The organism is Bhargavaea massiliensis (assembly GCF_018390575.1).
Taxonomy (GTDB): domain Bacteria; phylum Bacillota; class Bacilli; order Bacillales_A; family Planococcaceae; genus Bhargavaea; species Bhargavaea massiliensis.
Genome location: NZ_JAHBCJ010000007.1, coordinates 128,654 through 152,015, shown reverse-complemented (window position 1 = coordinate 152,015; position 23,362 = coordinate 128,654). Strand labels below are relative to the sequence as shown.

At 43.7% G+C, this 23,362-nt stretch carries 25 protein-coding genes, 1 pseudogene and 1 riboswitch; of the genes and pseudogenes, 1 reads left to right on the top strand and 25 read right to left on the bottom strand.

What is annotated here, in order from left to right:
* Nucleotides 1-193: 193 nt before the first annotated feature.
* The 20 genes from KHA84_RS11900 to KHA84_RS11805 all read right to left on the bottom strand — a co-directional run bounded on the left by KHA84_RS11900 (nt 194) and on the right by KHA84_RS11805 (nt 16,033).
* Nucleotides 194-511 carry a cupin domain-containing protein gene (locus tag KHA84_RS11900; protein WP_213423736.1) on the bottom strand — a complete coding sequence of 106 codons (318 nt, stop codon included), beginning with the start codon at nt 509-511 and terminating at the stop codon, nt 194-196.
* 64 nt (nt 512-575) lie between these two features.
* Complete coding sequence (locus KHA84_RS11895; protein ID WP_213423735.1) at nt 576-986, bottom strand: hypothetical protein; 411 nt, start codon at nt 984-986, stop codon at nt 576-578.
* 163 nt (nt 987-1,149) lie between these two features.
* On the bottom strand, nt 1,150-1,410 hold the full coding sequence (locus KHA84_RS11890; protein ID WP_213423734.1) for a hypothetical protein: 261 nt from the start codon (nt 1,408-1,410) through the stop codon (nt 1,150-1,152).
* Nucleotides 1,411-1,424: 14 nt separating this feature from the next.
* On the bottom strand, nt 1,425-2,693 hold the full coding sequence (locus tag KHA84_RS11885; RefSeq protein WP_213423733.1) for a 5-methylcytosine restriction system specificity protein McrC: 1,269 nt from the start codon (nt 2,691-2,693) through the stop codon (nt 1,425-1,427).
* Nucleotides 2,690-3,832 (bottom strand): AAA family ATPase, encoded by a 1,143-nt coding sequence (locus KHA84_RS11880; RefSeq protein ID WP_213423732.1) that lies wholly within the window; start codon nt 3,830-3,832, stop codon nt 2,690-2,692. Before KHA84_RS11880 ends, KHA84_RS11885 begins: the two co-directional genes overlap by 4 nt.
* Nucleotides 3,822-4,364 (bottom strand): hypothetical protein, encoded by a 543-nt coding sequence (locus KHA84_RS11875; RefSeq protein ID WP_213423731.1) that lies wholly within the window; start codon nt 4,362-4,364, stop codon nt 3,822-3,824. The genes KHA84_RS11880 and KHA84_RS11875 overlap by 11 nt, the downstream gene beginning before the upstream one ends.
* 13 nt (nt 4,365-4,377) lie before the next feature.
* Nucleotides 4,378-6,948: an Eco57I restriction-modification methylase domain-containing protein gene (locus KHA84_RS11870; RefSeq protein ID WP_213423730.1), complete on the bottom strand. Its 2,571-nt coding sequence runs from the start codon at nt 6,946-6,948 to the stop codon at nt 4,378-4,380.
* Nucleotides 6,949-6,953: 5 nt separating this feature from the next.
* Nucleotides 6,954-8,015, bottom strand: a complete 1,062-nt coding sequence (locus tag KHA84_RS11865) for a DNA adenine methylase (RefSeq protein ID WP_213423729.1) — start codon at nt 8,013-8,015, stop codon at nt 6,954-6,956.
* A 176-nt stretch (nt 8,016-8,191) separates the two neighbouring features.
* Nucleotides 8,192-8,389 (bottom strand): hypothetical protein, encoded by a 198-nt coding sequence (locus tag KHA84_RS11860; protein ID WP_213423728.1) that lies wholly within the window; start codon nt 8,387-8,389, stop codon nt 8,192-8,194.
* 248 nt (nt 8,390-8,637) lie between these two features.
* The gene (locus KHA84_RS11855) at nt 8,638-9,189 is read right to left on the bottom strand and encodes a hypothetical protein (RefSeq protein ID WP_236823263.1); all 552 of its coding nucleotides are present in this window, start codon (nt 9,187-9,189) and stop codon (nt 8,638-8,640) included.
* Nucleotides 9,190-9,223: 34 nt separating this feature from the next.
* On the bottom strand, nt 9,224-9,787 hold the full coding sequence (locus KHA84_RS11850; RefSeq protein WP_213423727.1) for a GNAT family N-acetyltransferase: 564 nt from the start codon (nt 9,785-9,787) through the stop codon (nt 9,224-9,226).
* Nucleotides 9,788-9,839: 52 nt separating this feature from the next.
* Complete coding sequence (locus KHA84_RS11845; RefSeq protein WP_213423726.1) at nt 9,840-10,211, bottom strand: VOC family protein; 372 nt, start codon at nt 10,209-10,211, stop codon at nt 9,840-9,842.
* A complete protein-coding gene (locus KHA84_RS11840; RefSeq protein WP_213423725.1) occupies nt 10,212-11,531 on the bottom strand; it encodes a serine hydrolase domain-containing protein in 1,320 nt (439 codons plus the stop codon).
* Between the two features lie 61 nt (nt 11,532-11,592).
* The gene (locus KHA84_RS11835; RefSeq protein WP_213423724.1) at nt 11,593-11,940 is read right to left on the bottom strand and encodes a DUF4260 domain-containing protein; all 348 of its coding nucleotides are present in this window, start codon (nt 11,938-11,940) and stop codon (nt 11,593-11,595) included.
* Nucleotides 11,934-12,476 (bottom strand): NUDIX hydrolase, encoded by a 543-nt coding sequence (locus KHA84_RS11830; RefSeq protein WP_213423723.1) that lies wholly within the window; start codon nt 12,474-12,476, stop codon nt 11,934-11,936. Before KHA84_RS11830 ends, KHA84_RS11835 begins: the two co-directional genes overlap by 7 nt.
* Before the next feature lie 31 nt (nt 12,477-12,507).
* Nucleotides 12,508-13,206, bottom strand: a complete 699-nt coding sequence (locus KHA84_RS11825) for a DUF2711 family protein (RefSeq protein WP_213423722.1) — start codon at nt 13,204-13,206, stop codon at nt 12,508-12,510.
* Nucleotides 13,207-13,247: 41 nt separating this feature from the next.
* Nucleotides 13,248-13,622 (bottom strand): hypothetical protein, encoded by a 375-nt coding sequence (locus KHA84_RS11820; protein WP_213423721.1) that lies wholly within the window; start codon nt 13,620-13,622, stop codon nt 13,248-13,250.
* A 98-nt stretch (nt 13,623-13,720) separates the two neighbouring features.
* Nucleotides 13,721-14,407, bottom strand: coding sequence for a YjjG family noncanonical pyrimidine nucleotidase (locus KHA84_RS11815; protein ID WP_213423720.1), 687 nt, complete (start codon nt 14,405-14,407; stop codon nt 13,721-13,723).
* 89 nt (nt 14,408-14,496) lie between these two features.
* Nucleotides 14,497-15,459: a tRNA dihydrouridine synthase gene (locus KHA84_RS11810; protein ID WP_213423719.1), complete on the bottom strand. Its 963-nt coding sequence runs from the start codon at nt 15,457-15,459 to the stop codon at nt 14,497-14,499.
* A gap of 112 nt (nt 15,460-15,571) precedes the next feature.
* Complete coding sequence (locus tag KHA84_RS11805; RefSeq protein WP_213423718.1) at nt 15,572-16,033, bottom strand: OsmC family protein; 462 nt, start codon at nt 16,031-16,033, stop codon at nt 15,572-15,574.
* 201 nt (nt 16,034-16,234) lie between these two features.
* Here KHA84_RS11805 and KHA84_RS11800 point away from each other — a divergent pair, with 201 nt between their 5' ends.
* A complete protein-coding gene (locus KHA84_RS11800; RefSeq protein WP_213423717.1) occupies nt 16,235-17,851 on the top strand; it encodes a thiamine pyrophosphate-binding protein in 1,617 nt (538 codons plus the stop codon).
* Between the two features lie 52 nt (nt 17,852-17,903).
* On the opposite strand, the gene KHA84_RS11795 is transcribed toward KHA84_RS11800, so the two are convergent.
* The 5 genes and pseudogenes from KHA84_RS11795 to KHA84_RS15425 all read right to left on the bottom strand — a co-directional run.
* Entirely contained in the window at nt 17,904-18,383 is a 480-nt protein-coding gene (locus tag KHA84_RS11795; protein WP_213423716.1) for a DUF7662 domain-containing protein, read from the bottom strand.
* A gap of 104 nt (nt 18,384-18,487) precedes the next feature.
* The gene (locus KHA84_RS11790; RefSeq protein ID WP_213423715.1) at nt 18,488-19,576 is read right to left on the bottom strand and encodes a hypothetical protein; all 1,089 of its coding nucleotides are present in this window, start codon (nt 19,574-19,576) and stop codon (nt 18,488-18,490) included.
* Nucleotides 19,576-21,006 (bottom strand): hypothetical protein, encoded by a 1,431-nt coding sequence (locus KHA84_RS11785; protein ID WP_213423714.1) that lies wholly within the window; start codon nt 21,004-21,006, stop codon nt 19,576-19,578. Before KHA84_RS11785 ends, KHA84_RS11790 begins: the two co-directional genes overlap by 1 nt.
* 96 nt (nt 21,007-21,102) lie before the next feature.
* Nucleotides 21,103-22,065 carry a PD-(D/E)XK nuclease family protein gene (locus KHA84_RS11780; protein WP_213423713.1) on the bottom strand — a complete coding sequence of 321 codons (963 nt, stop codon included), beginning with the start codon at nt 22,063-22,065 and terminating at the stop codon, nt 21,103-21,105.
* A gap of 419 nt (nt 22,066-22,484) precedes the next feature.
* Nucleotides 22,485-23,034, bottom strand: a pseudogene (locus KHA84_RS15425) (class I SAM-dependent RNA methyltransferase); the annotation flags it as partial.
* A gap of 173 nt (nt 23,035-23,207) precedes the next feature.
* A riboswitch (TPP riboswitch) is annotated at nt 23,208-23,308 on the top strand.
* The last annotated feature ends 54 nt before the right edge of the window (nt 23,309-23,362 follow it).

Here is a 23,362-nt window from a genome sequence, read left to right as displayed (position 1 = left end):
CTTCCGGCTCCAATAGTTACTTTTCGTAATTAAATATATTTTAATATCTCGAATTCGTCAAGTCTCCCGTTCAGGGAAGTGTTGCCTGCCAAAAACGGACGGTATGCAAAAAGCCATCATCCCGTATACGGACGATGGCTTTTAAATAAATATGATGAGGGGGTTGTTGCTTGCTTGGTAGTCAGGAGACCGGTTAACCGATTTCCGTTAGGGTACCGAAAAGGGTCGTCCGATTGTCGCCGTTGTTATCGAACCCGATCCTTTCCTTTTCTCCGCAGAAGAGCACGTCTCCTTTTGTCGCCATGATCTCTTCCCCGTCTACCGTGAACGTGCCGCTCCCCTCCGTCACGACAAGGTACAGTTCCTTTCCGGGATGGCTGTGCGCTTTCATAGACTGACCCGGAAGGAAGTTCAGCGTGAATGCCGTGCTGTTCTCGTTTTTCATGAAATCGACTTTCGTGAACCGATTATCGTCAAACTGCTGGAACGCCTTGAGTGCCTGGTGATCCATGTGCATGCCTCCTCCATAATGGTACTTGTACTATACCGTTACCGCCTCTCCGGGAAACCACTTATCAGAAAATCCACACTTCCTGTTTGAATACAGTGAGCTGTCTGACGACATCCCGGATCGCCTGCCCGCCCGGTGGCAGGTCAACCGTCCCGCGGGAGCGCTGCACCGATCCGTTATCATAACGGACAGTCACCTCGTATGTCCTTCCTTCCAGAACCGGCGAACCGAAATCCGATTTCCACTCATTGATCCGGAATTCGGTGACGAGTGAATTAAGAAAAGCAGATGTACGACCGGAATCAATTTTGTATTGATCTCTAGTGTGGTGCATGCCGGGTTCGTTTTCCCCTTTAGTTGAAAGGACCTCATGGTCAATCACGCCTTTCCGGGTGATCCGCAAGTCATGGACCCGTTCCTGATTGGGCATAATAGGGCCGCTTTCAGTCGTTTCAATACGAATTTCAGTGATCACTGTTGTCTCCCCTAGTTTGCCTTCTGAATGATTAAGTGATGCTAGGTTATAGTGTAGCCATGATATTACGTGCTGTTGTAAATACCGTAAACTTCTTCACACAGACTTTTGTAGAATTGAGGTCTGTCCCTATTTACTGCAAGGCTTAAGAATTCCCCTCAATTTAGATATGTGTAATAGTTTGTGAAATAACCTTACTGACACTCTTTAATGAATAAATTTCATGAAACATTGCATGGTTGACTTCTTTCCATTTTTCTACTGCCTTTATCTCGGTTACTGCTTCAACTAATGTGAGAACGCCATTAGCTTCTATTATGTATAAATTTGTTATTTGGCAGGAATCACAGATCAACAATGTTGATTCATTCATTTCTAGCAAATCTAAGCTACTAAATTGCACACCACATTCTCTACATTTCACATAACCCTTCCCCTTTATCTAAGTAATGCTCTTATAAGAATTTTAATGTTTTTTGAAAACTCCTTGTAAATTGTTACTCGATTATTTTTATTTGAAATTCCTTTTACATTAACTCCTACCCCAACTATGTTTACATTTTTTATTTTAATTCTCTCAAATATTCTAGTACTCTCGTCATTTGAACTATCAAAATGAGGATATATTAAAAAAATCACATTACTATTTAATGCAGTAGCAAAAGCTAAACTCTGATAAATATCTGCTTCACTAATTTTAAGATCAACTCTTGAGGAGGTATTTTTGTACTTTGCATCAACTACAATTTTTGTTGCTCCATTTTTTGTATTCCATAAGAGGACAGAATCCGGTTTTACCTTAACAGGCTCAATTGCTGGTTTTCTTATACCTAACGAATACTCATGTTGATTTAAAACCTCTTGGTTTGGAAAGGAATTACTAACTAGAGAAGACACAAATTTTTCCCACGTCCTCCAAGTGTTCACCGTATAACCGAGAACCGTATTTTGTCCACTACCAAACTTATTACCTTTTAACTTTAATATATCTCTCGAAAGTTCGTATACACTCTCCCATTTTCTATGCCTAATAGGTAACGGTGCTATTGGCAATTTGTAAATGTCTTGTGGTGATAGTTCATCTATAACTTTTTGCAACTTAACTTTTATTGTTATATTTGAAACTAAAGATTTCAAAATAAGTGCTGCACCCAATATTACAGCATTATATTGATTCTTTTTTGTAAGGTTTATTGTTGTCTGACTAAATCCTTGTTCACTAGGCATTAAAATAGTTTCGGCTTCAAGTGTCCCATGAATGATAAAGTCTTCATATTTCTTTTTGTTATACTTCCTAATAATATTCCTATGATTTTTCAAATAACCCATGATAAACTCGTTACCAATTAAGTCAAATAGACTTTTGTTGTTAGAAACTTGAGAAGAGACTTTTCCCATCGAATCACCGTACTTTGACATGTTCGATAAGAAATAAAAGTCTTCCCTCCAATCATCCGATTCCGGCTGAAGGAATTTAGGAACAATTTCTATTTCAATGCCTTTGTAACTTATAATACCCGCCAAGCCTTGGGCCCTTATAGTATTATCAGATAGTTTAAAAGGATTATCCAAGCTTAACTTACTTTTTAATACAACATTCATTTCTTGAACAGTTTTAATAAGACGTTCTTTTGGTATTCCTAACTCAGTAGATAAAGTCTCTATTCCTTGCGTACGACCATATTCATACAAAGTTATTTTCTTCAAACTTTTTCACCTATAACATTGGCTAGTATTGTACAAATATTAGCTGTTGTTATATCTGGTTCAACTAACAAAGTATGTATTTCGTCATTCACATCTACTTCTTGCAAGAAAAAACCATTACTTTTAGTATTAGAAGCATTTAAAATGTAAGCTAGGCTCTCTACGTCTCCAAAGAACAATTCAAAAATATGCTCTTTAATGTAAGCCCATATCTCAATAATATCTTTGAGTGCATCAGTAATATCCTTGAAAGGTGTGTTTGGGGAAATCATGAAAATTCCATGTCCAAGACGATAATCCTTTCCTCTTAATATAACTATTCTCTCATTAATCGCTATTAGGGCTTTGACAGCTACTAAGTATACTTCCTTTGGCGAAGTGACCTTATTTGTTACGGGGTCCTTAAAATTAATATTTAAGTATCCCTCTAACAATTTATAATTAGGAGCTACTTCATAAGTACTCCACCTTCTTAAAAATGCTACGTCTAAAGGTTCTATTGAAGAATCGGCTTGATTCATCGCAGCCAGTATAAATAAATTTTCAGGTAAAGAATATTCTATAAACTTACCGGATTTAGGATCTAATAGCTCAAACGCTTGAGTTTTATCCGTTTTATTATTATTAGCGTCCAGCCTCTTTTCCGGCTCTATAGCAGCAATGCTCCCTCCAAAAATTTGAACAGCAGGCCCCCTATTCAATTCATCAATAATGAGTAGTGCTGCTCCATCTTGTTGCTTAGCAAACTCACTAGCTCTATACAATATTCCTTCAATAACTTCAAAACCGTAACCACCGCCTATTTTAGGAGACAATCCGGTAACAAACTCTCTATTTTTGTATTCTTGATGAAATACCGTTCTGAAAACTTTCCTGTTCCTCCTTGTTCCCCCGATCCAATTCTTGTCTAATGAGGCAGAGGTACCTTTAGGAATTCCGACATCTTCTGCAGGTATCAGTTTTGGTCTTCCTTTCCCAGTGGAAGCACCAACTAAGGTAGGAGGGTTGAGAAAAGCTTTTTCTATCTCATTAAGAAGCATAGATTTCCCGCTTGCGGGAGGGCCAGTGAGTATTACATTTTTGCGTTTTTGTAGCAACTCAACAACCTGGCTACACTGCTGAGAAAAACTACCCCTCATGTTTGCACTTCCTTTCGCCAGTTGCTGCTTCGATAAAACCTGCAGTAGCCATATTTTCTCTCTTCTTTGATTTGTGACACAATAATATAGGTTCAGCAATATCTTCATGCCATTTTTCAATTAATGATTTTTTACTTGCAAACTTTGGCCAAATCTCTCCATTTTCATCCTGGATTAGGATAACAAAAGCTTCCCCCTCATCTTCTGGAGGTAGTTTTCCGAAAGGAAGGTATTTATTAATATTTGCTATCCTCCACTCACCAGGCCTGGCTTTAGTGGGTTCGTGTAGAAGTGCAGGTTCTGATTTTGGTCCTTTGAAATCTTCTTCATACCATCTAAAAGTATTTGTTCGAATTCGATCCGATTTTTTCTCCGGAAACATTCTTACTAAGAAATCTTTAAAAAGATCGTACGGACTAAAGCGCAAATCCATTGCTCCGCCACCACTAGGTGTATCATTTGATTCTCCCTTAAACTTGCGACGATCCCCCGGTGTAATTTCCTTATATAGAATTCGTTGGAAGTTTGTCAATTGGAAATCCTCCTTAACCCGGGATATAGGCGATTGCTCCTATCTCCCTATAATGATTTATTCTTTTGTTTAGATTTCTAGGTTCGCTTAATAACTCCTTCTCCTCTATAGACATTTCTAAATAAACCTCTGAGTTTTCAATCTTTTTCTTAGAAGTATGCGACTTTTGAAAGTGGTAGAGCACAGTATCTCTTGTAACAAAAGACTTGCCAGAGCCAATACTAGGTTGACTCCGATCTAACAGAGGAAATTGACCTAAAACATATAGCAGTTCAAATGAATTCAAACCAAATAATTCTGCAACTAAGGCGTCTATCTTTGCCCTTAAATGTTGTCTTTCCTCTAAAGTTTGAACTGGGAATATTTCTTCCCCATAAATTCTCCCTAATTCCTCCCTCTCCCTCTCAAATACGTGGCCAAATAAAGACAATTTACCAGACAAAATCGCTAATTTCTTACCAATCGATGATTTTTCATCTAAGACAGGCATAGGAACTTGATTCCAGTGAAAATAATTAATAGTTGTAGTAATTCTTTGTCTCATTATCCAATCAAATACAAATGAATTTGTAATTGCTACCCAGATCAAATCTAAAGCAATACTTCCTTTACTTAACCTATTGCTAACTGTAAATGTGGGGACCTTGTTCCCACAAATTACTCCACTTGGTAAAAGAGCAGTTTGAACTGCTCTTTCATTCGTTTGTCCTGCAATATCGCAATAACACGGTCTAACCCTATTATAACTTTGGAATTTTTTCACTGCATCGGATTCTCTTAAATAATAGTGTGGCTTAATTTTTTTCTCATCCCAATTCAAGTTCCTCCATATAGCTTTTCTACCTTCCCCACTAATATATTCTTTCGCAGCATAATCAAATTGATTTACCATCCTACCTTCATAAAGTGGAACGAACTTTTCTTTTCTATCTAAAAGATTTTCGTGAATAAAATATTTGCTATCATTAGTCATATCTAATTCTCTATGAATTGATATTTTCCAACCATTGCTTGTATTAATTAATGGGAATTTATCATAAATTTCTTTTATTACAGAGTACTCTATCCGATTTTTAAAATCAGGAACTGTTAGATAAATAGGGCTGATATTTTCGATAGTTTTTAATGGAATGACCAAAAAATCATTTTCTGCAAAGACTCTCTTTATTTCTTTAACAGAATTAAGCATAAATCTGCCTTGAATACTCTCAGTAGGTTCCTTCTTTTCAAAAATTAAAATACTGTACTTAAATCTGCTATCTATTGGAAAAACTTTATCTCGATTTTCTACTGTAATAATATTTTTAACTCTTGCATTTTTAAACAGTAGTTCACGAATACCAGTTGTTGACTGTGTTTGAAATACAGATGCAGGGATTAATAACCCAACTATCCCATCCTCTTTGACCAAATTATAAGATAACTCAACGAAATATTTATATAAATCTTTATCTCCACCAGAAACCTTGCCACCAATAACTTTCTTTTGAAATCTATAATGCTCTATTTCATCAAGCCTTTTAGTATAAAGTTTGATGGTTTGCGTGTAAGCTACCCACTTTTTCTTACTCACTTCCTCAGTGAGGATATTTTCATTTATGTATCTTTTCAAATCGCTTCCTTGCATTCCTATGACAGAAGGGTCAATTTTCGAGAAAAATTCTTTAGTGTGAACTTTTATCTTATTCCATGGTGGATTACCTATAATTACATCAAATCCTGACGAAGAACCAAAAACAGCAGGAAAAACTTCTTCCCAGGAAAAACTAAATATTTTGTTATTGGATACTTCTGATTCGACCTTATATTTGGTAGCAATCAATGAATCACCATGTATTAAATTATTACTAATCTTTTTTAAGTCTGTGCTTGGGTCACCGACAATCAACCATAAAGAATAAGCAGTCACTTTTAGAGCATTTACATTTACATCTACACCGTAAAGACAATTTTCCACTATTGTCCGATATAAGTTATTGTTTCGCTCTCCTAAATGTGTTGCCACCCAATTATATGCCGAAATTAAAAATGCTCCTCCTCCTACTGCAGGATCAAGTATTTTTAAATTCAATATCTGTTCAACATCTTTATTGACACTTAATTTGTTCATAGTGTTATTGACTATTAAATCCACCAATTCTTGTTGAGTATAATAAGAACCTTTTTCTTTCCTGTTGTCAGAGAAATCGAAAAGATTCTCTTGCGAGTTGGATTCTACTAACTTACTCAATGACTCATATGAGTCTTGATTTGAAACAATGGAAAGAGATTGAGTCAGAACTTCCCTTACAAATGAAGATTTCCAATGAATGTTTTCATTTCCGCTCAATGTCTTTAATTGCTCAAACAAAGAATTAGATAAATCCTTATCATTTGAACTATTGAACAGTCCTTTTTTATATGCCAATGATATAAATCCTATATCTAGTATTATTTCAATTGAATCTTTGAGCAACTCATCATCATCACTATTAGGATATATTTCTTTAAAATATATATAGAGACGAGAAATTGAACTTTTTAAAAAAAACTCAAATCCATCTTCAGTTGATTTCTTATTCTTGGATTCGAAACCTACGACCATTTAAACTAACTCCTTTCAACTTTCACACAATAAAGCATCTCATTTACAGTTCTCTTATTATTTACGTTGTTACTCTTAAATCTAACGTATTCTTCACTCCAAAACATTGGGGTTCCTCTTATTGAGAGTATGTCCATAATTTCTTCATGAGTAATATGGCCATCTGAACTGTAGCTTAAAAATATAAATTTCGAATCAATATTTACTATTAAATCTAACAATTCTTTTCCAGCCTTGCTTTTGTAACAGTAATTAGATACATCATCTTCTCTACGAGGGCGCTGCCCTGTTTTTCCCCATAACTTCGGATTATCACCAATAGCAATAGTCTCTGGTATGTGATAATAAGCTTGGTACTGTCGTTTAGTATAAGGCGGATCTATATACACGATATCTGTATGAGGAAGCTTTTTCACAAGTGTGTTTGCATCTTCTTTATAAACCTCAAAATTTCTGTCAGAGAAATGTAGTGGATATCTATTTAATGTAATTGGTTGTAATGATCTTTCATACCATTTCTTTAGATAGGCTCCATATGTCCCACTAACATTCGCTACTGAATTGACTGCTAATAAGAGGCTAGAAAGTAAAAGCGATCTTTCAAGGTCACTAATTAAATTTTTTTCTTCCCATAACTTAATCTTATTTCTAATAGCGTCTATTTTTTTCGCATTACTTTCAGTGAAATATTGTCTTTTATGCTGGCTATTTGGTGAGTATTCATTGTAAAAAAGGCCTTCTGCGCCTTGAAGCAAATTCAATTCACTTATTATTTGATTATAAGGTAAATCAAATAAATCCTTTTGGATTATTTCTTCGCGTTCTATTAATTTAGAAAAAGTTGGCTCCTTGTTAACTAATAGCCCTGACTTAGCATATAAATATGAGCTTTCCAATTTATCATTGGCGATTACATTAAACCCAAGTTTTTTAAATGCAACTGCTACAGTTGTAGTACCAGTAAATAGGTCTACAAAGGTTCCATTAACTAGCCCCGTTTCTGACATTATCTTCCGAATTAAAAAGTCTAGTAATTTTGTCTTATTACCGATAAATTTAATTGACATATGCCTTCACCTTGTCTCATTTTAATTAGATTATAACATACTTCACCTTTTATAAGAACGCATGTTCCTGTTATTTATTGTAAAAGGTATGGATCTCCATAAAAAAAAGACATGCCGCATGCCCCACTAATTTACGTGTGAAACGTATAGAGGTAAGGGGACATAGCCAGCGATGTCTAGGCAATTATTATAGCAAATTCAGGCTTAACATTAAAGTTTGAGCTTATTTTTAAAATACCTTTTCCTAAATAAAGATTACCACTCCATAAATTATTTGTTGAGGCATTTTCTCCTTTGAGCGAAAGGGCTTCATGGACAATATAGGCAGGGAGCGCCCCGCTTTTGGTGGTTTCTAAACGGATTTCAGTGATCACGGAAATCCCTTCTCTCCTAAACCGCTGACTTTCTGTTTTTGATTTGAATGTTATTCAATCGTTTTCCATAAGCCAGCGCCATCATGCCCATCACTACCGTATAAAGCAGTAACTTGGACAGTTCCTCCTGTTCTGCTGTTACGGATTGCAGCCCGCCGGACAGGTAGAAGACATTCAGCATCCGTGCAGGACGGCCGCCGGGATGACCGATCGGCCAATTTCTCTAACATAGGTGAGCGTAATGGAGATCAAGAACAACAGGCCGAGGTAAGAAATGATTCCCACCCACAAATCCCCGTATCCTTTATAAAAAACGGCAATCGGCAAGTGCCACCGTGACCAGACTTAGCCGTGATGACAGCTGCCCGGAGCAAAGAATAGTTTTTCCGCAGGTGGTGATGCAAGTTCACGCGCCAAACGACACCTTCCAGTAATGCAGATAAGGACGCAACAGTCAGGCCTATCACGAACAGCAGAACCAGTTCCTTCTCCTGCTCGAACAGAAACCGCATACCCTGAAAGCTGGGATAGACGTGAAGAGTGATTCCGAGCAATACCGGCAAGAGTATGGAAAACACCATGCTCTTCAAGGTCGGACGGTGCAGGCCCAATGTGGATCTGACCTGGAGTTTGCAATAAACTGCCTGATAGGCGAGGACGACGACCAGCGAGACTGCCATCACCGCACCCAGAAACGTGCGTCCGTCTTCCAACCTGATGAGGATGGCATAGATGAGAAAAGTGACCAGGCAGATGAAGACTATCGTCATTCCAACAATATTCTTCCGGCTTTGCTTCATCCGGACACTCCCCTTCGGCTATTCTTCAGCAAGCTTACCCAACCCGATCCGCTAAAGCGATATCCCCTTTTAAAATGGAATACATATACAGATCATCGAATCTGCCCCGTCCGTATTCATAATGCCGCAGCAGACCTTCTCTCAGGAAGCTGTTTTTCTCCACCAGTCGGAGAGAAGGTTCGTTTTCGGGTTCGATCAGCGCTTCGATCCGCTCGAGCTGGAGATGGCTGAATCCGTATCGGATCACTGCCCGCAAGGCTTCACTTGCAATGCCCTTCCCCCAATGCTCGGGGCTGAGTTCATACCCGATTTCAGCACGGAAATGTTTGGGTTCCCGGTTATGGAAACCGCAGCTTCCGATCATCTTGCCGGACTCTTTGAGCGTGATGCCCCATCGGATGCCGCTGCCTTCTTCGACAAGGGAGTGATACCAGTTGATTTCGTCCAATACGTCCTCCGTGTTTTGGAACGGCTCCATGCCCGTATGCTTCATCACCTCCGGATCGGACAGGTAACGCAGCATATCATGTGCATCAGCGGGAGTGGCGGCTCTCAAGTGCAGTCTTTCGGTCGTGAGTTCAGGGAATTTTGGATCCATTTGAATCACCTCTCATCAGAATGCAGGCCCGATCGCTTGGGCCGGCTCACTTTTATCTATGCTGGTCCACCAGGATCGGATTGCCGTCCGGATCCTCGATCACGAAGTGGGCCGGCCCTTCCGTCGACGGGTAGGCTTCCGTTACAAACCTGATTCCCTTTGCCTTGAGTTCTTCCTGAAGCTCCCTCACGTCCCTGAACGGGTTCACTTCTTCAGCACTGCTGTTCCATCCCGGGTTGAACGTCAGCATGTTCTTCTCGAACATCCCCTGGAAAAGTCCGATCACGCAGTCTTCGTTTTTCAGAATCAGCCAGCCGCTTTCCTCGTCTCCGCCGAGCGCGGAAAAGCCAAGCTTTTCATAGAATTCCTTGGATGCCTGAAGATCCTTGACAGTCAGGCTAAGCGAAAATGCCCCGATTCCCATTTACAAATCCTCCTCCAGATTCGTTGCTTTCTTCAAATAACGGATCCTTGTCCCATAGGGGTCCGTATGGGTCATGCTTTGCTGCTGCAGGTCAATGATCAATTCATCGTTTAAATGTTTGCCCTTGAAACTCACCTGTCCGCAGTCAGCGGCGACAGGTATGATTTCACAGTTATAGACGACCCCGTACATCTTCGGCAGAGCAGCAAATACCCGGTCCCCTTCCGAAAAGATATTCAGCTGCCCCTTCTCCGAACTGTACGTTCCGGTAATGGCGGCAATGAGTCGCTCATCAGGAACGATTGAAGCTGGCGAATCAAGTACATAGTCTTTCTGCTCAAACACAATGGAAGCAACATCTTTCGCGATTCGGTCTACCGGTGTCAGGCCGAAATTACTCAGAACAATGACCGATAACTCTTCTTCCGGATACCGGAGGTAATATGACGCGAAGCCGTTGACGTCACCAAAGTGTTCCCAGCTGGTGCGACTGATGCCATCTATTTCTTCGTCGGTAAAGAACCAGTCGTATCCGCACAGTTCGTTGTGCCGGGCGAACATCTTCACGAACGGTTCCCGACCGAAAATGCTTTCCCCGTCGAGGGCCCGGTCCCAGCGAAGCAGGTCTTCTGCTGTCGAATATATACTGTACGCACCCGTCGCCACTGTCATGTCGATCCACTCTGCACGCCTGATATCCCGGTCGAGCGTGTAGCCCTGGGCATACTGGCTGATGACCTTCCTTCCGTCATCAGTCCCGGTGTTTTCCATGCCGAGCGGCTTGAATACGTTTTCGTCCATATATTCTCCGTAGCTGAGCCCGGTCACTTTTTCGATGATGGCTGCCAGGATCGTATAGCCGGAGTTGGAATAGCCGGCATGGCTGCCGGGCCCGAATTCCGGAGGCAGTTCTTTAATGGCTTCCATCAACGTTTGCATCGTGGCCGGGAGTCGCATCATCCGTGTCCAATAGTCCGGATGTGAAGCAAAATCGGCCACGCCGCTCATATGGGAAAGCAGATGGTGGACGGTGATCTGGTCACCGCCCGGAAAATCACTGAAGAAACGGCTGATCGGTTCTTCCCTCCGAAGAACGCCCTGCTTCTCCAGTGGAAGAATCGCCATCGCAGTGAACGCTTTTGATAATGAGCCGATTTTGAACCTGGTATTGGAGGTATTGTGGACACCAAACCCGTAATCTGCCATGCCGTAACCTTTGCAAAAGATGGTCTTCCCCTTGTGCCGGACTGCAATGGCCCCGTTAAAATAGCCATTAGCATCCAGTGAATCGACGTAATTCCTGATTAATTCTGTTTCCATAAAATCCTCCGGGTTAGTTCCGGAACCTTCATTCAAAGTCCCTTTAGGTGAATTGAAACTCTTATAGACGGCTTAAATGGGTGTCCTTAAAGCGGGTCGGATACTTGAGTCCGTAGCCGAGCATGCGGTCCATCCCGATATGGGCCAGCCAGATCAGGCCGATTGCCAGAATGACCCCACTGTCGAAGAGGAGTCCTGCGATGATGAAGACGAACGGAACAGATGTGGTATGAAAATAGTTATACATCTTGGCCCCTGTTTTCAGATCGACCAGGTATCCGAGCGCAGCAAGATCCGGTGCAAAAAGCAGGATGAAAAACATCGGCCAGCTGAACGAATGGGAAGCATACAGGTACAGGGCAAACAGCAGCATGGCCAAACCTTCGACATGCAGAAGAATCCTCACCATGACGCCTGCCTCCTGTCAGTCATGCGGCAGCCGTATTGCCTGCGGATATCAAACAGCAGCCGGATCAGGCTCGGGTAATACGGGATGAACGTGCCATCCTCGATCATCACTTCGATTTCATCTGCTGTTGCCCATTTGGCGTCCCGGACTTCCTCGTATTGGAGAGTGAGCTGTTCAAGATCGATCTCTTTTTCGACCAGATAGACGTCATTGAACCCCCGTTCGAAGTTGATGGTCAGCTGCGGCCTGACGTTTTCCAGGTCCAGACGGATCCCCAGCTCCTCCTCGAGTTCCCTTGCCGCTGCAGCCTGGCTGCTGTCGCCAACTGTCGCGCTTCCTCCTGCCGTCAGGTCCCACATGCCGGGCCAGCTTTCCTTGAACGTCTGCCTTTGCTGGATCAGCATCTTTCCTTCCTGGTTGAAGATACACACATGAACGACCAGATGAAGGTCCCCCTCTTTGAATTCGCCGCCGCGCGTCATCGTCCTGCCTGTTTTCATTCTTTCCGCATCATAGATGTCCCACAGCTCCGCCATGTCATCTCCCCTTAGCACTCCTGTTTATGGATCAATTTCTGACGCTCCAGTAGATCTCTGTCCGGTCGTCGCAGTAGAAGCCTTCCAAGTTACAGTCTTGGACGATCCGCTCCAGCCTCTTTCTGTCATTTGAGCAGATCATCGAAAAATGGCTGTCCCAATGGGTAGTGATGAGAAGAGATTGGTCATGTGTAAATAGATTACTCCTTTCCATCATGTCACCCGTGATCAGGTCATCAATATATTCAAGTTTCCGCTCCGTGCAAAATTCGTCGCCAACCCAGAGCCACTCGTACCCTTCTTTCTTCACGGCACCCAATACGTCATTGATCAGCAGCTCCGGCAAGAACCCTTCGGTTGGCGGAATCAGACGGTGCTCCTCGCACACTGCAAAGACTCTTTCAGCAAGCTGTTCGTCGGCATGTTTTTCTTGTAGCCCGCTGATCCCTGTGCGAAGGCCGATATCCAGATGGCGAATCGATTTGATTCCGGACAGCGAAAGAAACTCCTGCCACCCGACAGCTTCACAGTGCCGCATGATCTCTTGCTTTCCCAGTCGAGGGTCTGAAAAATACTGTTCAAGCGGTAAGGTCACCGGCTTGATGAACGGATGGAAGAAGATAAAGACATCACTGAATATATCCTGATAGAACGACTTGATCGGGACCTCATCATTTGAACAGACCGCGTACCTATGCGGTGGTGGCAAGTACCTGACTTCTTCCTCCATTCGGCTCCCCCTCTTTTCTGATACGATTTCCTATCGTTTATTTAGACATCACATTCTCCGCATTGTTCATCGATTGCCTTTATCGCAAGCTCCAATGATTTCAACCTTCGTTCCAGAAGTGTCCGCTGGGGGCTGCCGGTCTTTGAATTAGCATATGCCTTCTCGACGGATGGAATCAGACCGCGGTGCACATCTCGGGCTTTTGATAATGCCTCTTTCCCGTATGGATAAGGCTGCCGGTTCCAAGTGCTCTCCAAGACAGCCAGCCCGATCCTCATTGCATGGAGCCGCTTCCCGATCAGGGTCGTATTGGCTCCTTTTTCCTTCATCTGAGCCCACCCCTTTTCCATCTTGCGGATGGTTGATTGGAAAGATTGGATGGACTCCGTTCTGACGGTTTCCGGAATGTCTCCCAAACCGGGGCACCACCTTTTGTTTTAAATTATCACACAACGACAAATGCAGTTGAAGATGAACCCACAAAAAAACGAATCCCCTTCCAAGGGGATTCGCATCAGATAACAATTTCTAAAAGGTCTTCCAGCCGGCTGATTTCATAAGTCGGCTTGATTGATGTTTTATTTTCCTTACCACCTGGATTAAACCAACATGTGTCCACCCCGGCGTTCAGCCCGCCCTGAATGTCGGATGTGAGCGAGTCGCCCACCATGAGGACAGTCGAGGGATCCGTGACTTGCAGTTGTCGGAACGCATACTCGAAAATTTCTTTTTGCGGTTTCCGGTATCCCGTGGCTTCGGAGATGATGACTTGCTCGAATGCATCGCGGAATGGAGAGTTTCGGATTCTGGATGTCTGAACAGCCTCGAAGCCATTGGTGATGATGGCGAGGCGCTTGTGGGATAGGGATTCGATGACTTTTTCGGCTCCCGGGATAAGATGTCTCTGTTCTCCAAGAAAACCAAGGTAGTCCTGATTAAAGACGACCGCATCCAGATCCAGTTCATGTTCCAAGAACAGTCTCCTGAACCGTTCCGAACCCAATTCGCTTAGTCCAAGATTCCCGTTTTCCAAATCCCTCCACAGGCCCTCACTGATGGTCCGGTAGCTGGACCTGTATTGGCTGAGGCCATCAGGCATTTCATATTTCCCGAACACACTGCTGAATGCCGCCTGCTCTGACTGGTCGAAGTCCATAAGCGTGTCATCTACATCGAACACGATCACATCGTATTGTTTCATCACATTCTCCCCCTTGCCGCCTATTCGGGACGGCCAATCAAAATAAAAGAGCCTTCCCGTTCAGAAAAGGCTCTGTCCTGCTTATCCGATCAGGCTTCCACATTGTACTGATCGAGCAATGCCCGTACTTCGTCAGTCGATTTCGTCTGCATCAGCTGGTTTCTCAGCTCACCCGCTCCGCGGAATCCTTTGACATAAATCTTAAAGAATCGGTGAAGCGCGGTGACGGAACGTGGTATGTCTTTGATGTATTGATCATGCAGATCAAGATGCAGCCTCAGAAGATCCAGGTATTCCTTCGTGCTGTGCTCTGCCGGCTCTTTCTCGAAGGCAAATGGATTCTTGAAAATGCCGCGGCCGATCATGACGCCGTCCACGCCGTACTTCTCGGCGAGCTCAAGGCCCTTCTGGCGGTCAGGGATGTCTCCGTTGATCGTCAGCAAGGTGTCCGGCGCCACCCGGTCACGCAGTTCCTTGATTTCGGGGATCAGTTCCCAGTGTGCATCTACCTGGCTCATTTCCTTTCTCGTCCGCAGGTGAATCGAAAGGTTTGCGATGTCCTGCTCGAGAATATGCGCCAGCCATTCCTGCCACTCGTCGACCTCATTGAAGCCGAGACGGGTTTTTACGCTGACCGGCAATCCGCCCGCTTTGGCTGCCTGGATCAGTTCCGCCGCAGTGTCCGGGCGCAGGATCAGGCCACTGCCCTTCCCTCTTGTCGCCACGTTCGGCACAGGGCAGCCCATATTGATATCAAGGCCGCTGAATCCCATTTCCGCCATGCCGATGCTCATCTGACGGAAATACTCGGGCTTGTCCCCCCAGATATGCGCGACCATCGGCTGCTCGTCTTCCGTGAACAGCAGGCGGCCGCGAACACTGTTGATGCCTTCCGGATGGCAATAGCTGTCCGAATTCGTGAACTCGGTGAAAAACACATCCGGCCTGCCGGCTTCAGCGACGACGTGGCGGAACACGACATCCGTCACATCTTCCATCGGGGCAAGCACAAAAAATGGCCGTGGTAAATCACGCCAAAAATTCTCTTTCATTTCTTACTCCAGTCCTCTCGTTGCGGATACCATCCAATCAATTATTTTTGAATCGTATCAATTAACAAAGCGAATTTCCAGCCAGGTGACCGGATTAATCGTCAGTTTAATTTCAGATGTTTTGTTTAATCGTCCAGTGGCTGTTCACTTCTACACCGGCGTCTTTCAGAAGATTGTACAAAGGACATCTTTTTTCTACCGCTTCTTTAAGACGTTCCAAAGCATCCTCATCTTCCCCGGTCTCGACCACTATATTCAGCTCGACAGACTGGAAATAAGTCTGGACGCCTTCTATGCCACGGAAACCACGCGGATCCAAAGTTCCGGAAGCTTCGTACTCAAGTCCTTCGTAATTGAAACTCTGTTCCTTGGCTACATAGGCAACCATGATCGATGTGCAGGCAGACAGCGCGCCAAGGAAATATTCAAGTGGGTGCGGCCCCATATTAGTGCCGCCGAGCCGCTCCGGTTCATCAACAGAAAAAGCCGGGAGATCCCTCACATTGACCGTATTCTCCAAGCCCTTTTCCGCCTTGCCGTTTACGCGCAGTACCGCCGTCTGATGTTGTGTCATGCTGACTCTCCTCGCAGTGAAATTTGTGCGCATGTCCTGTTCGAACAACCAATGGATCGATTGTCTATAGTGTAGCATGATTTTTCTCGTATACGCGATTCCTTAGTTCGGGCCTTCCTGCTCAGACTACAAGTTTGTTCCGTCTGATTTAGAGGAATCATGATACGAGTATGATGGATTCTATTGAGGAGGTTATCCAAGTTGGCTCAAACAGAACGAACCGTTGCAGACCTAATGCTTGAACAATTGTCCATGTACGGCGTGAAACGGATATATGGAGTTGTGGGCGATGCCACGATCGGGTTCATCGACGCACTGGCCAAACAGGATCAGATCCAGTTCATTACAACCAAACATGAGTCGACGGCGGCCTTTATGGCATCCGCCGAAGCGAAGCTGACTGGAGGGCTCGGCGTCTGTACGGCGACGATGGGTCCTGGTGCGACGAACCTGCTGAATGGCCTGGGTGACGCCCATGCAGACCGCGCCCCTGTCCTTGCGCTCACCGGACAGGCACCCACTGACAAATTCGGAACAGCGACCCCACAATTCATCAACCAGCAGGACTTGGTGAAGCCGTTTGCTGCCTACTCTGCGAACTTGGCCAGCCCGGATGCAACAGTCGACCTTTTGGAAAAAGCGGTGGGGACCGCTCTCAGGCAGCGGGACGTCACCCATCTGTCCGTGCCGAAGGATCTGTTTATGGAAAAGACGACAGAAACACCGCGCCCACTCGCTGAAGTTCTCGAAGGCACCACCGTCTTTACGAAAGAAAGCCTGGAAAAGGCGGCGACCATCATGAAATCAGCGAAACGACCGATGATTCTTGCAGGATCCGGAGCTGCCGGGTCTGCAGAAGACCTCCAGAAACTGGCCGAGTTATGGGGAGCCGGCATCCTGGTGAGCCTCGGCGGTAAAGGCCTGATTGAAGAATCCGCCCCTAACATGCTGCAAGGCATCGGTGAAGGCGGCAACCCGCATGCCTCTGAACTGTTCAAAGAAGCGGACGTCGTCCTTCTCGCAGGCACGACCTGGTGGCCTGAGGGTCACGTTCCGACTGACGCGCGGGTGATCCAGATTGACCGCTACTTTAACCAGATCGAAAAGAACATCCCCGTCGAACTTGGGATCGCCGGTACAACGGAAGAAGTCCTTCCTTTATTAAATGAGCTTCTTGAAGGCTTCTCCCCTTCTGACGACTGGGTGGCCCGGTGCCAGGAAGTGAAAGAACAATGGGCCCGAGACAATGAAGAAGAAGGCAATTCCGAAGGGTATCCCGTCCACCCTTCGCGAATCATCCGGGCGCTTGACCGCACCGTCGCGCCGGACGCCATCCTCGCGCTGGATACAGGAGACAACACAGTTTGGACAAACCGCAACTTCCGGCAGACCAATCAAAAGACTGTATTCTCCGGCTACTGGCGGACCATGGGCTTCGGCCTCCCTGCCGCCATGACCGCCAAACTGATCCATCCGGACAAACAAGTCGTCGCGATTGTCGGGGACGGCGGCCTCCAGATGGTGCTCGCGGATCTAATGACCGCCATCCGGTACGGACTCGGTATAACTGTCGTGGTCCTGAACAACGAATCCCTGCAGATGGAAAAAGACAAAATCGATGTCATGGGAACAAAAGACATCGGGACAGACCTCACCAACCCCGACTTCGTCAAACTCGCAGAAGCGTGTGGTTGGAAAGCATTCCGGCCGGAGTCGGATGATGAGCTTGAATTGGTGTTGAAGGAAGCACTTAATGTAGGTGGCCCCTCGCTTGTTGATATCAAAACGGCTCAGGTGTTTTTCCCTGAGACTGAATAACGAAAAACAGCTTCCAAAACCGTATTAGGTTTTGGAAGCTGTTTGACATAAATCATATTATTTTCACGAACTCAACTTTTCTTTCCTCCAGCCTTGGCTTAGCTTTGTAACCGGCCTCAATCCAAGAGAATACATGATTTCGTGCACCACTCCACCATGCGGCATGTTTGTATGCAGATGCCGGAAGCTTAAATCCGAGAACTACTTCCACTTGAGAGAGAGTCATCATTACGCTGTTTGAGTCCTCAAAACCCAAGAATTTTCGGAGCGGGTCAAAATTATTTCCTCTTCCGTCCGCTGTTAATTTATTTTCTTGAATTTGATGAGGATGGTCTTTCCGTTTGCTTTGGTCATTCCTGCCTCCAGGTACAAATTCACCTTCACACCATCTAGCAAAGTTATTCGCATGCAGCAAGTATGTTTTCGCTGTGTTTTCTGTTAAGAGACCTTGTGTCTTAGCTTGATCAACTACATTTTCATACTCTTTCAACTTACCTTGGAGTAGGCGATTAAACTCCATACTATCACTCATAATCCTTAACTCCTTTGTATATTTATTGTAATTCCATCCAAGTAATAGCTTCCACATGCGACTATAGGAGATTCTCTACTCAAAGTATTGCTATCAGCCTTTTTCTAACGATACTTATGCTTAAGAGCATCAGTTACTGTTTCAATAATGGAAAATTCAAAATTCTTTTTTGTTATTCCTATCGAAGATAAAAACTCCTTGTTTCCTTTGAAAGACTTCCACAATAGTGTCTTATCTTTTTCATCCAGATCTATTTTAAACAAGAGATTAGAGAGGGAAACAATCAAAGATTCCTGCTTATCATCAAACTTCTTTTTACTGAAAGCTATGTATTCCTGCAGATCAACTATGTCGTATTTTGGTTGCAACCCAGTTATCGGATTAACCAACAATTGAGTAGAGGAATTCATCAGATTTACATAAGAACCCAATTCATATTGTTGTTTCTCTGTCATTAAGTTGTAGTCCATTCCAAATTCTCTTGTTCTTTCGCTTGCATTATTGAGTTTTTGGCTTTCATCTTTAATGCGGCTTATACGCTCATTTATTTCTACAATAGCAAGTTCGTATGATTTAACATCACGCCCGCTGATGAGGGTGAAAATTTCCACAAGACGGTTCTGATCACTTTTTCCTTTCCATAGCAGAAACCCGCTTCCCACAAGTGCAACTCCTGCAATCGCCCAACCTACAGGTCCGGCTAGGACTAAGAATGCATTTCCAGCAGCCATTCCTCCACCACCGGCCGCAAGCGCACCTCCACCTAACCAGGCTAATGCCGCGTTGGTAGCCGCAGCGCCACTCAATGCAGATATGGCTGTTCCTGTTGAAGCAATACCGAATGTTGTCGCAATACCCATTGCGGCAGTAGGACCCAAGGCAGTAATTGCGATTCCGGCACCTATACCAGCAACACCTTTTCCAGCATTTTTCGCGACGGCATTTTTGTAATCTGATTCAATCTTTTCTGCTTGCTGTTTCCAGTTCAGACGGTTTTTTTTCAGTTCTTCGTACTCTAATCGCTTCTCGCCTGGAACATTTCTAATATCGTCAAAGAGTTTTTGTATGGTGTTCAATTCATCATAAAGCTGGCTTGTGTGTGTGCCCAACTCGCCAATTTTATCGTTTGTTTTCTTGATAGCCGATTCTGCCTGATCTTGGGCAAGTTTTAACCTCGATTTTTTCTTGCTCATTACCTGTTACCCCCAAAATATAAATCTATATCGGATTTTGTCCTGAGTATATTAGGGACCTTTCTGAGTTCTGCCAATCGGACAGATTTCTGGAATGACTGAACATACATATCGCTGTTCTTAAAGTCATTAACAAAATCTACAAGTTCCTTATCATCGTATAATTCAGATAATAATGAGAGTCCGCTTAGATAGTTTTCTACGATGGTTATTTCTCTTCTTGCAAACTGAGCTTCAGACTCAGCTTTTCGTATTACAACGACCCGCTTTGCCTCGCCATACAATGAAATCGTGAAACGGCCCTCCCCCGCTATGTTAAGCCGAAGGAAAAATTCAGTCACATTGAAGGTACCACCTCCGGTTATGAAGGCCCGTATGGTGGCATCGCCGAGATCCATCATGCAGAAGGTGCCGTGCGCTATTGTTAGCATTCTCTTTACACTGGGATTTGAGAATGGTTCACAAGCTTTCCACATAGCGGATGCCGAATATTCCTCTTTCTCTGTTGTTACGAAATATCTTACCAATCGCCTTATTGCATATACCATCCTGACAATGGTTTCATTGATAAAGACTGGAATGACCTGGGTGGCGTTAAAGCGGATATCGTATCCTTCTTTGTATATGCTCAGAGCCAACTCATTTATTGTGTTGTCAAACTGTGAAACGGGAATGTCCAGATTCCTCTTTATTGCAATAATATCGTTCGTCCATGCCCAAAACGGTGAAGGTATTCCCATACCTCGACCTTTACTGCTGGATGATCCAGACATATCGGAAATCAAATGGCCAAACCAGTTGACAAACCCACTAAATAATTTCTCTGGAACGTTATTACCTCGAAGTTCAAATTTTCCATCCGTGTTCTGTAAAGATATCAGTTCACCTCCGGAAACAAAGTGCGATTGAATTGTAAATTGATCTAATATCGAAAAAAACAAACCAAGCAAAGTCGGATTATGGCCAAGTGATTTGAAATGATGATTTGAAGGATTCAAGTCAAATACTATACTTCCAGCATCACCGGCTCCGCGCTGATCATATGGGATTTTAAATTTCTTCTCAAGAAAGCCAATTGCTGATGACAGTGAATCATTCCTTTTGCCTTTCCATCCGCAAAGTTTAGCGAAATCAGTTGTCCGATTTTCAAACCACTTATCCGTAACACCCCCAGCTGGTGACTCCCCAGGTTTTCCAACCAAGAAAATATCAATGATGCCACAGAGAACTCCTGAACTTGCAGCCAACGCATAATCCAACTTATCACAGTCCGATCTGAGACTCTCAACTGACATGATTGTCTCTTTCAGACTCTGAATTTCAGTTTCGGCGGATGATAATGCTGTCTCGATGGAAGATGAAAAGCTGAACCCATCGTCAGCAACACTCATTGTACTAACGAGTCGGTCTGTTCTTTCTGCCTGATTCATTCTGTTATACTCCCTCCTTCTATCGTCAGGCCGGTCCCTGCCTTCCTTTTACTCCATGATCAAAATTTAAGAGTTCAGCATTTCGGTGAATCAGGTTTAATCTCCTCTTTTTTTCTTTCCATAGTTTTTCGGGAAGTAATCCTTGCCAAGTAGCCAAACATACTGGTCGATTTGCTTTAAGTCATAATTATCCAAGCCATAGAAGGCACGGAAATCAATCAGTATAACTTTGAATTTAATATAGTCCTTCAAATCGTCATCTTGGAAATCTGAGAAACTATCACGATTCCTAAAATAGCGAAGCACCTCATAAACGTAGCTGTCATAAATCGGATAATCAAGTGGGTTGTGATGGCTACAATACTTTGTAGCAAAAGAGTAAAAATTCTTTTCTGAATCACCGATAGTTACATATTGGATATCACGTACTAAGGTAACGTCACCGGCTTTAAGTCTTGAATCAATATCCAGAGCGCAAATGTGCTTAGCCACCGGATAGATTGAGAAAATATTCGTACTATAAAAGTCATTAAGCGTTGATGCCTTCAAAAGAACATCGATAATGTCTGTGTTCTTCGGGCATAACTCAAAGAACAGTTTATTAAGTGCATCCTCCTGCAGATGGTAATTCTCAAGACCATCCCACTTAGCAAGATAAAACTCAACCTGCTCAATTGATGGAGCGGGAACATTTATTTTCATCTTACGATTAGAAGTACTTTCTTTCATGGGCATAGATTGTTCGGCAGCTGCTCCATCAGAAGCTAAGAATAAACGGAACCTTCTTAGATGAGACAAGTAACCATTAACAAGTGATTTAGCATTACCAGTCGAGTTCTCAGAAAGTGCTTTTATCAATGAATTCTTCGCCTCATTCTCGAAATCAATGGCGGTCACTGTATCCCAGAACAGGTCTTTGCTTCCTTTCCTCCAAAGGTAAAAGGTGTCTGAGTGAGCAGTATTGATTGTTGGATTTGAGATGTTCTGGCTCTGTAAGAATTCTTTGTATAAAGAACGCAGCTCATCATACGGTAAAGATTTCATTTTGTTTGTATCCAAAGTCGATTCCCCTTTACTCAATGCTTTTTAATCTATTCTAGCCACTTCAACACGCAACTACTTTTAAAGGAACTGAATGGTGCACCATCCCAGACCCATTAAAGTTATCCACAAGCACGACAAGCAGTTGTCCAATACATCATTGGCCGGGTATTATGCGGTCGGATTGGCTGTTCACCTGAAGACCTGGGGTTGCTCGCCTAAGGACAGACAGAAGTAGTCCCATTTCTGCCCTTCCATAATTTAATAGTAGTATAATCTTACCAGTACTTCAGTAAATATTTCTTAAATTTCCATCAAAAAGACGAGACTTTTATGCTTCCAAGGTAAATAAATATGAAAAGATCGCTTCCTTTTGTAGTTACTACATCACAAAGGAGCGATCTATTATTCACAGTCTTAAGCTACTAAAAATCAGTTCATGTTGTCGGGTTCTCAAGTTCCAACCAAGTAGCCGCTTCCACATGACTCGACTGCGGGGACATATCCACCGGCTGGACTCCCTTCGTTTTGGAGCATTCGTCTTCGAGAATGCGGAGATTGCGGGCGAGTGTGGCCGGGTGCAGCTAACGTAGACGAGGCGCTTTGCGCGGTACTCAAGGATGGTCCTGAGAAGGGGCTCGTCGCATCCTTTTCTTGGTGGGTCGACGACGAGGACGTCGAAGCGCTTGGCGTCTTCAATTTCCTGCGGGACGATTTCGACGCCGTATACTTCCTTCGCTTTCTTCGCGAGGAAGAGGGAAATGGTGCCGATGCCGCAGTAGGCGTCGATGACGGTTCGTTCCCGCTGAGGTCGGCGTAGTCGAGTGCCTGAGAATACAGGACTTCCGTCTGGTCGGGGTTGATCTGGTAGATCGAGCGGGCAGAGACTTCGAATGTCACGCCGCCAATTTTGTCCGTGATGACGGGCGGTCCATGGAACGGAATTATTTCTTTGCTCATTATGGCGTCGTTGACAATCTGGACGATCAAATTTCTTATTTGTCTTTATGAATCCCATCATCCCTTCTGCTGGATGCTTTTCCGTCGCCTGGCAAATACCCCGATAGTTAAATCTTTTAACTAATTCAGAAATTGATTTGTAATAAAAGTTAGAGCGTGGTACGCTTGTCGTGGAAATAGCAACTAACCACAATTTCATATCGATACACTAGGGGTGTTTTTTAACTGAGATGAGTGTGTACTCAAACCCTTTGAACCTGATCTAGGTAAAACTAGCGTAGGAAAGTGTGAACTTTAATGCATCCGTAAAGGGCCATGTGTCTTTTCATCATGACGTTATCGTTTTACGCAATCT

Bases quoted from the DNA above. Each gene is read 5' to 3' on its own strand.
- KHA84_RS11870 (WP_213423730.1), bottom strand. From the start codon at position 6,948: ATGGTCGTAGGTTTCGAATCCAAGAATAAGAAATCAACTGAAGATGGA.
- KHA84_RS11825 (WP_213423722.1), bottom strand. From the start codon at position 13,206: ATGGAGGAAGAAGTCAGGTACTTGCCACCACCGCATAGGTACGCGGTC.
- KHA84_RS11900 (WP_213423736.1), bottom strand. From the start codon at position 511: ATGGATCACCAGGCACTCAAGGCGTTCCAGCAGTTTGACGATAATCGG.
- KHA84_RS11805 (WP_213423718.1), bottom strand. From the start codon at position 16,033: ATGACACAACATCAGACGGCGGTACTGCGCGTAAACGGCAAGGCGGAA.
- KHA84_RS11865 (WP_213423729.1), bottom strand. From the start codon at position 8,015: ATGTCAATTAAATTTATCGGTAATAAGACAAAATTACTAGACTTTTTA.
- KHA84_RS11795 (WP_213423716.1), bottom strand. From the start codon at position 18,383: ATGAGTGATAGTATGGAGTTTAATCGCCTACTCCAAGGTAAGTTGAAA.
- KHA84_RS11815 (WP_213423720.1), bottom strand. From the start codon at position 14,407: ATGAAACAATACGATGTGATCGTGTTCGATGTAGATGACACGCTTATG.
- KHA84_RS11810 (WP_213423719.1), bottom strand. From the start codon at position 15,459: ATGAAAGAGAATTTTTGGCGTGATTTACCACGGCCATTTTTTGTGCTT.
- KHA84_RS11880 (WP_213423732.1), bottom strand. From the start codon at position 3,832: ATGAGGGGTAGTTTTTCTCAGCAGTGTAGCCAGGTTGTTGAGTTGCTA.
- KHA84_RS11830 (WP_213423723.1), bottom strand. From the start codon at position 12,476: ATGGCGGAGCTGTGGGACATCTATGATGCGGAAAGAATGAAAACAGGC.
- KHA84_RS11835 (WP_213423724.1), bottom strand. From the start codon at position 11,940: ATGGTGAGGATTCTTCTGCATGTCGAAGGTTTGGCCATGCTGCTGTTT.
- KHA84_RS11785 (WP_213423714.1), bottom strand. From the start codon at position 21,006: ATGAATCAGGCAGAAAGAACAGACCGACTCGTTAGTACAATGAGTGTT.
- KHA84_RS11855 (WP_236823263.1), bottom strand. From the start codon at position 9,189: ATGAAGCAAAGCCGGAAGAATATTGTTGGAATGACGATAGTCTTCATC.
- KHA84_RS11790 (WP_213423715.1), bottom strand. From the start codon at position 19,576: ATGAGCAAGAAAAAATCGAGGTTAAAACTTGCCCAAGATCAGGCAGAA.
- KHA84_RS11845 (WP_213423726.1), bottom strand. From the start codon at position 10,211: ATGGGAATCGGGGCATTTTCGCTTAGCCTGACTGTCAAGGATCTTCAG.
- KHA84_RS11840 (WP_213423725.1), bottom strand. From the start codon at position 11,531: ATGGAAACAGAATTAATCAGGAATTACGTCGATTCACTGGATGCTAAT.
- KHA84_RS11850 (WP_213423727.1), bottom strand. From the start codon at position 9,787: ATGGATCCAAAATTCCCTGAACTCACGACCGAAAGACTGCACTTGAGA.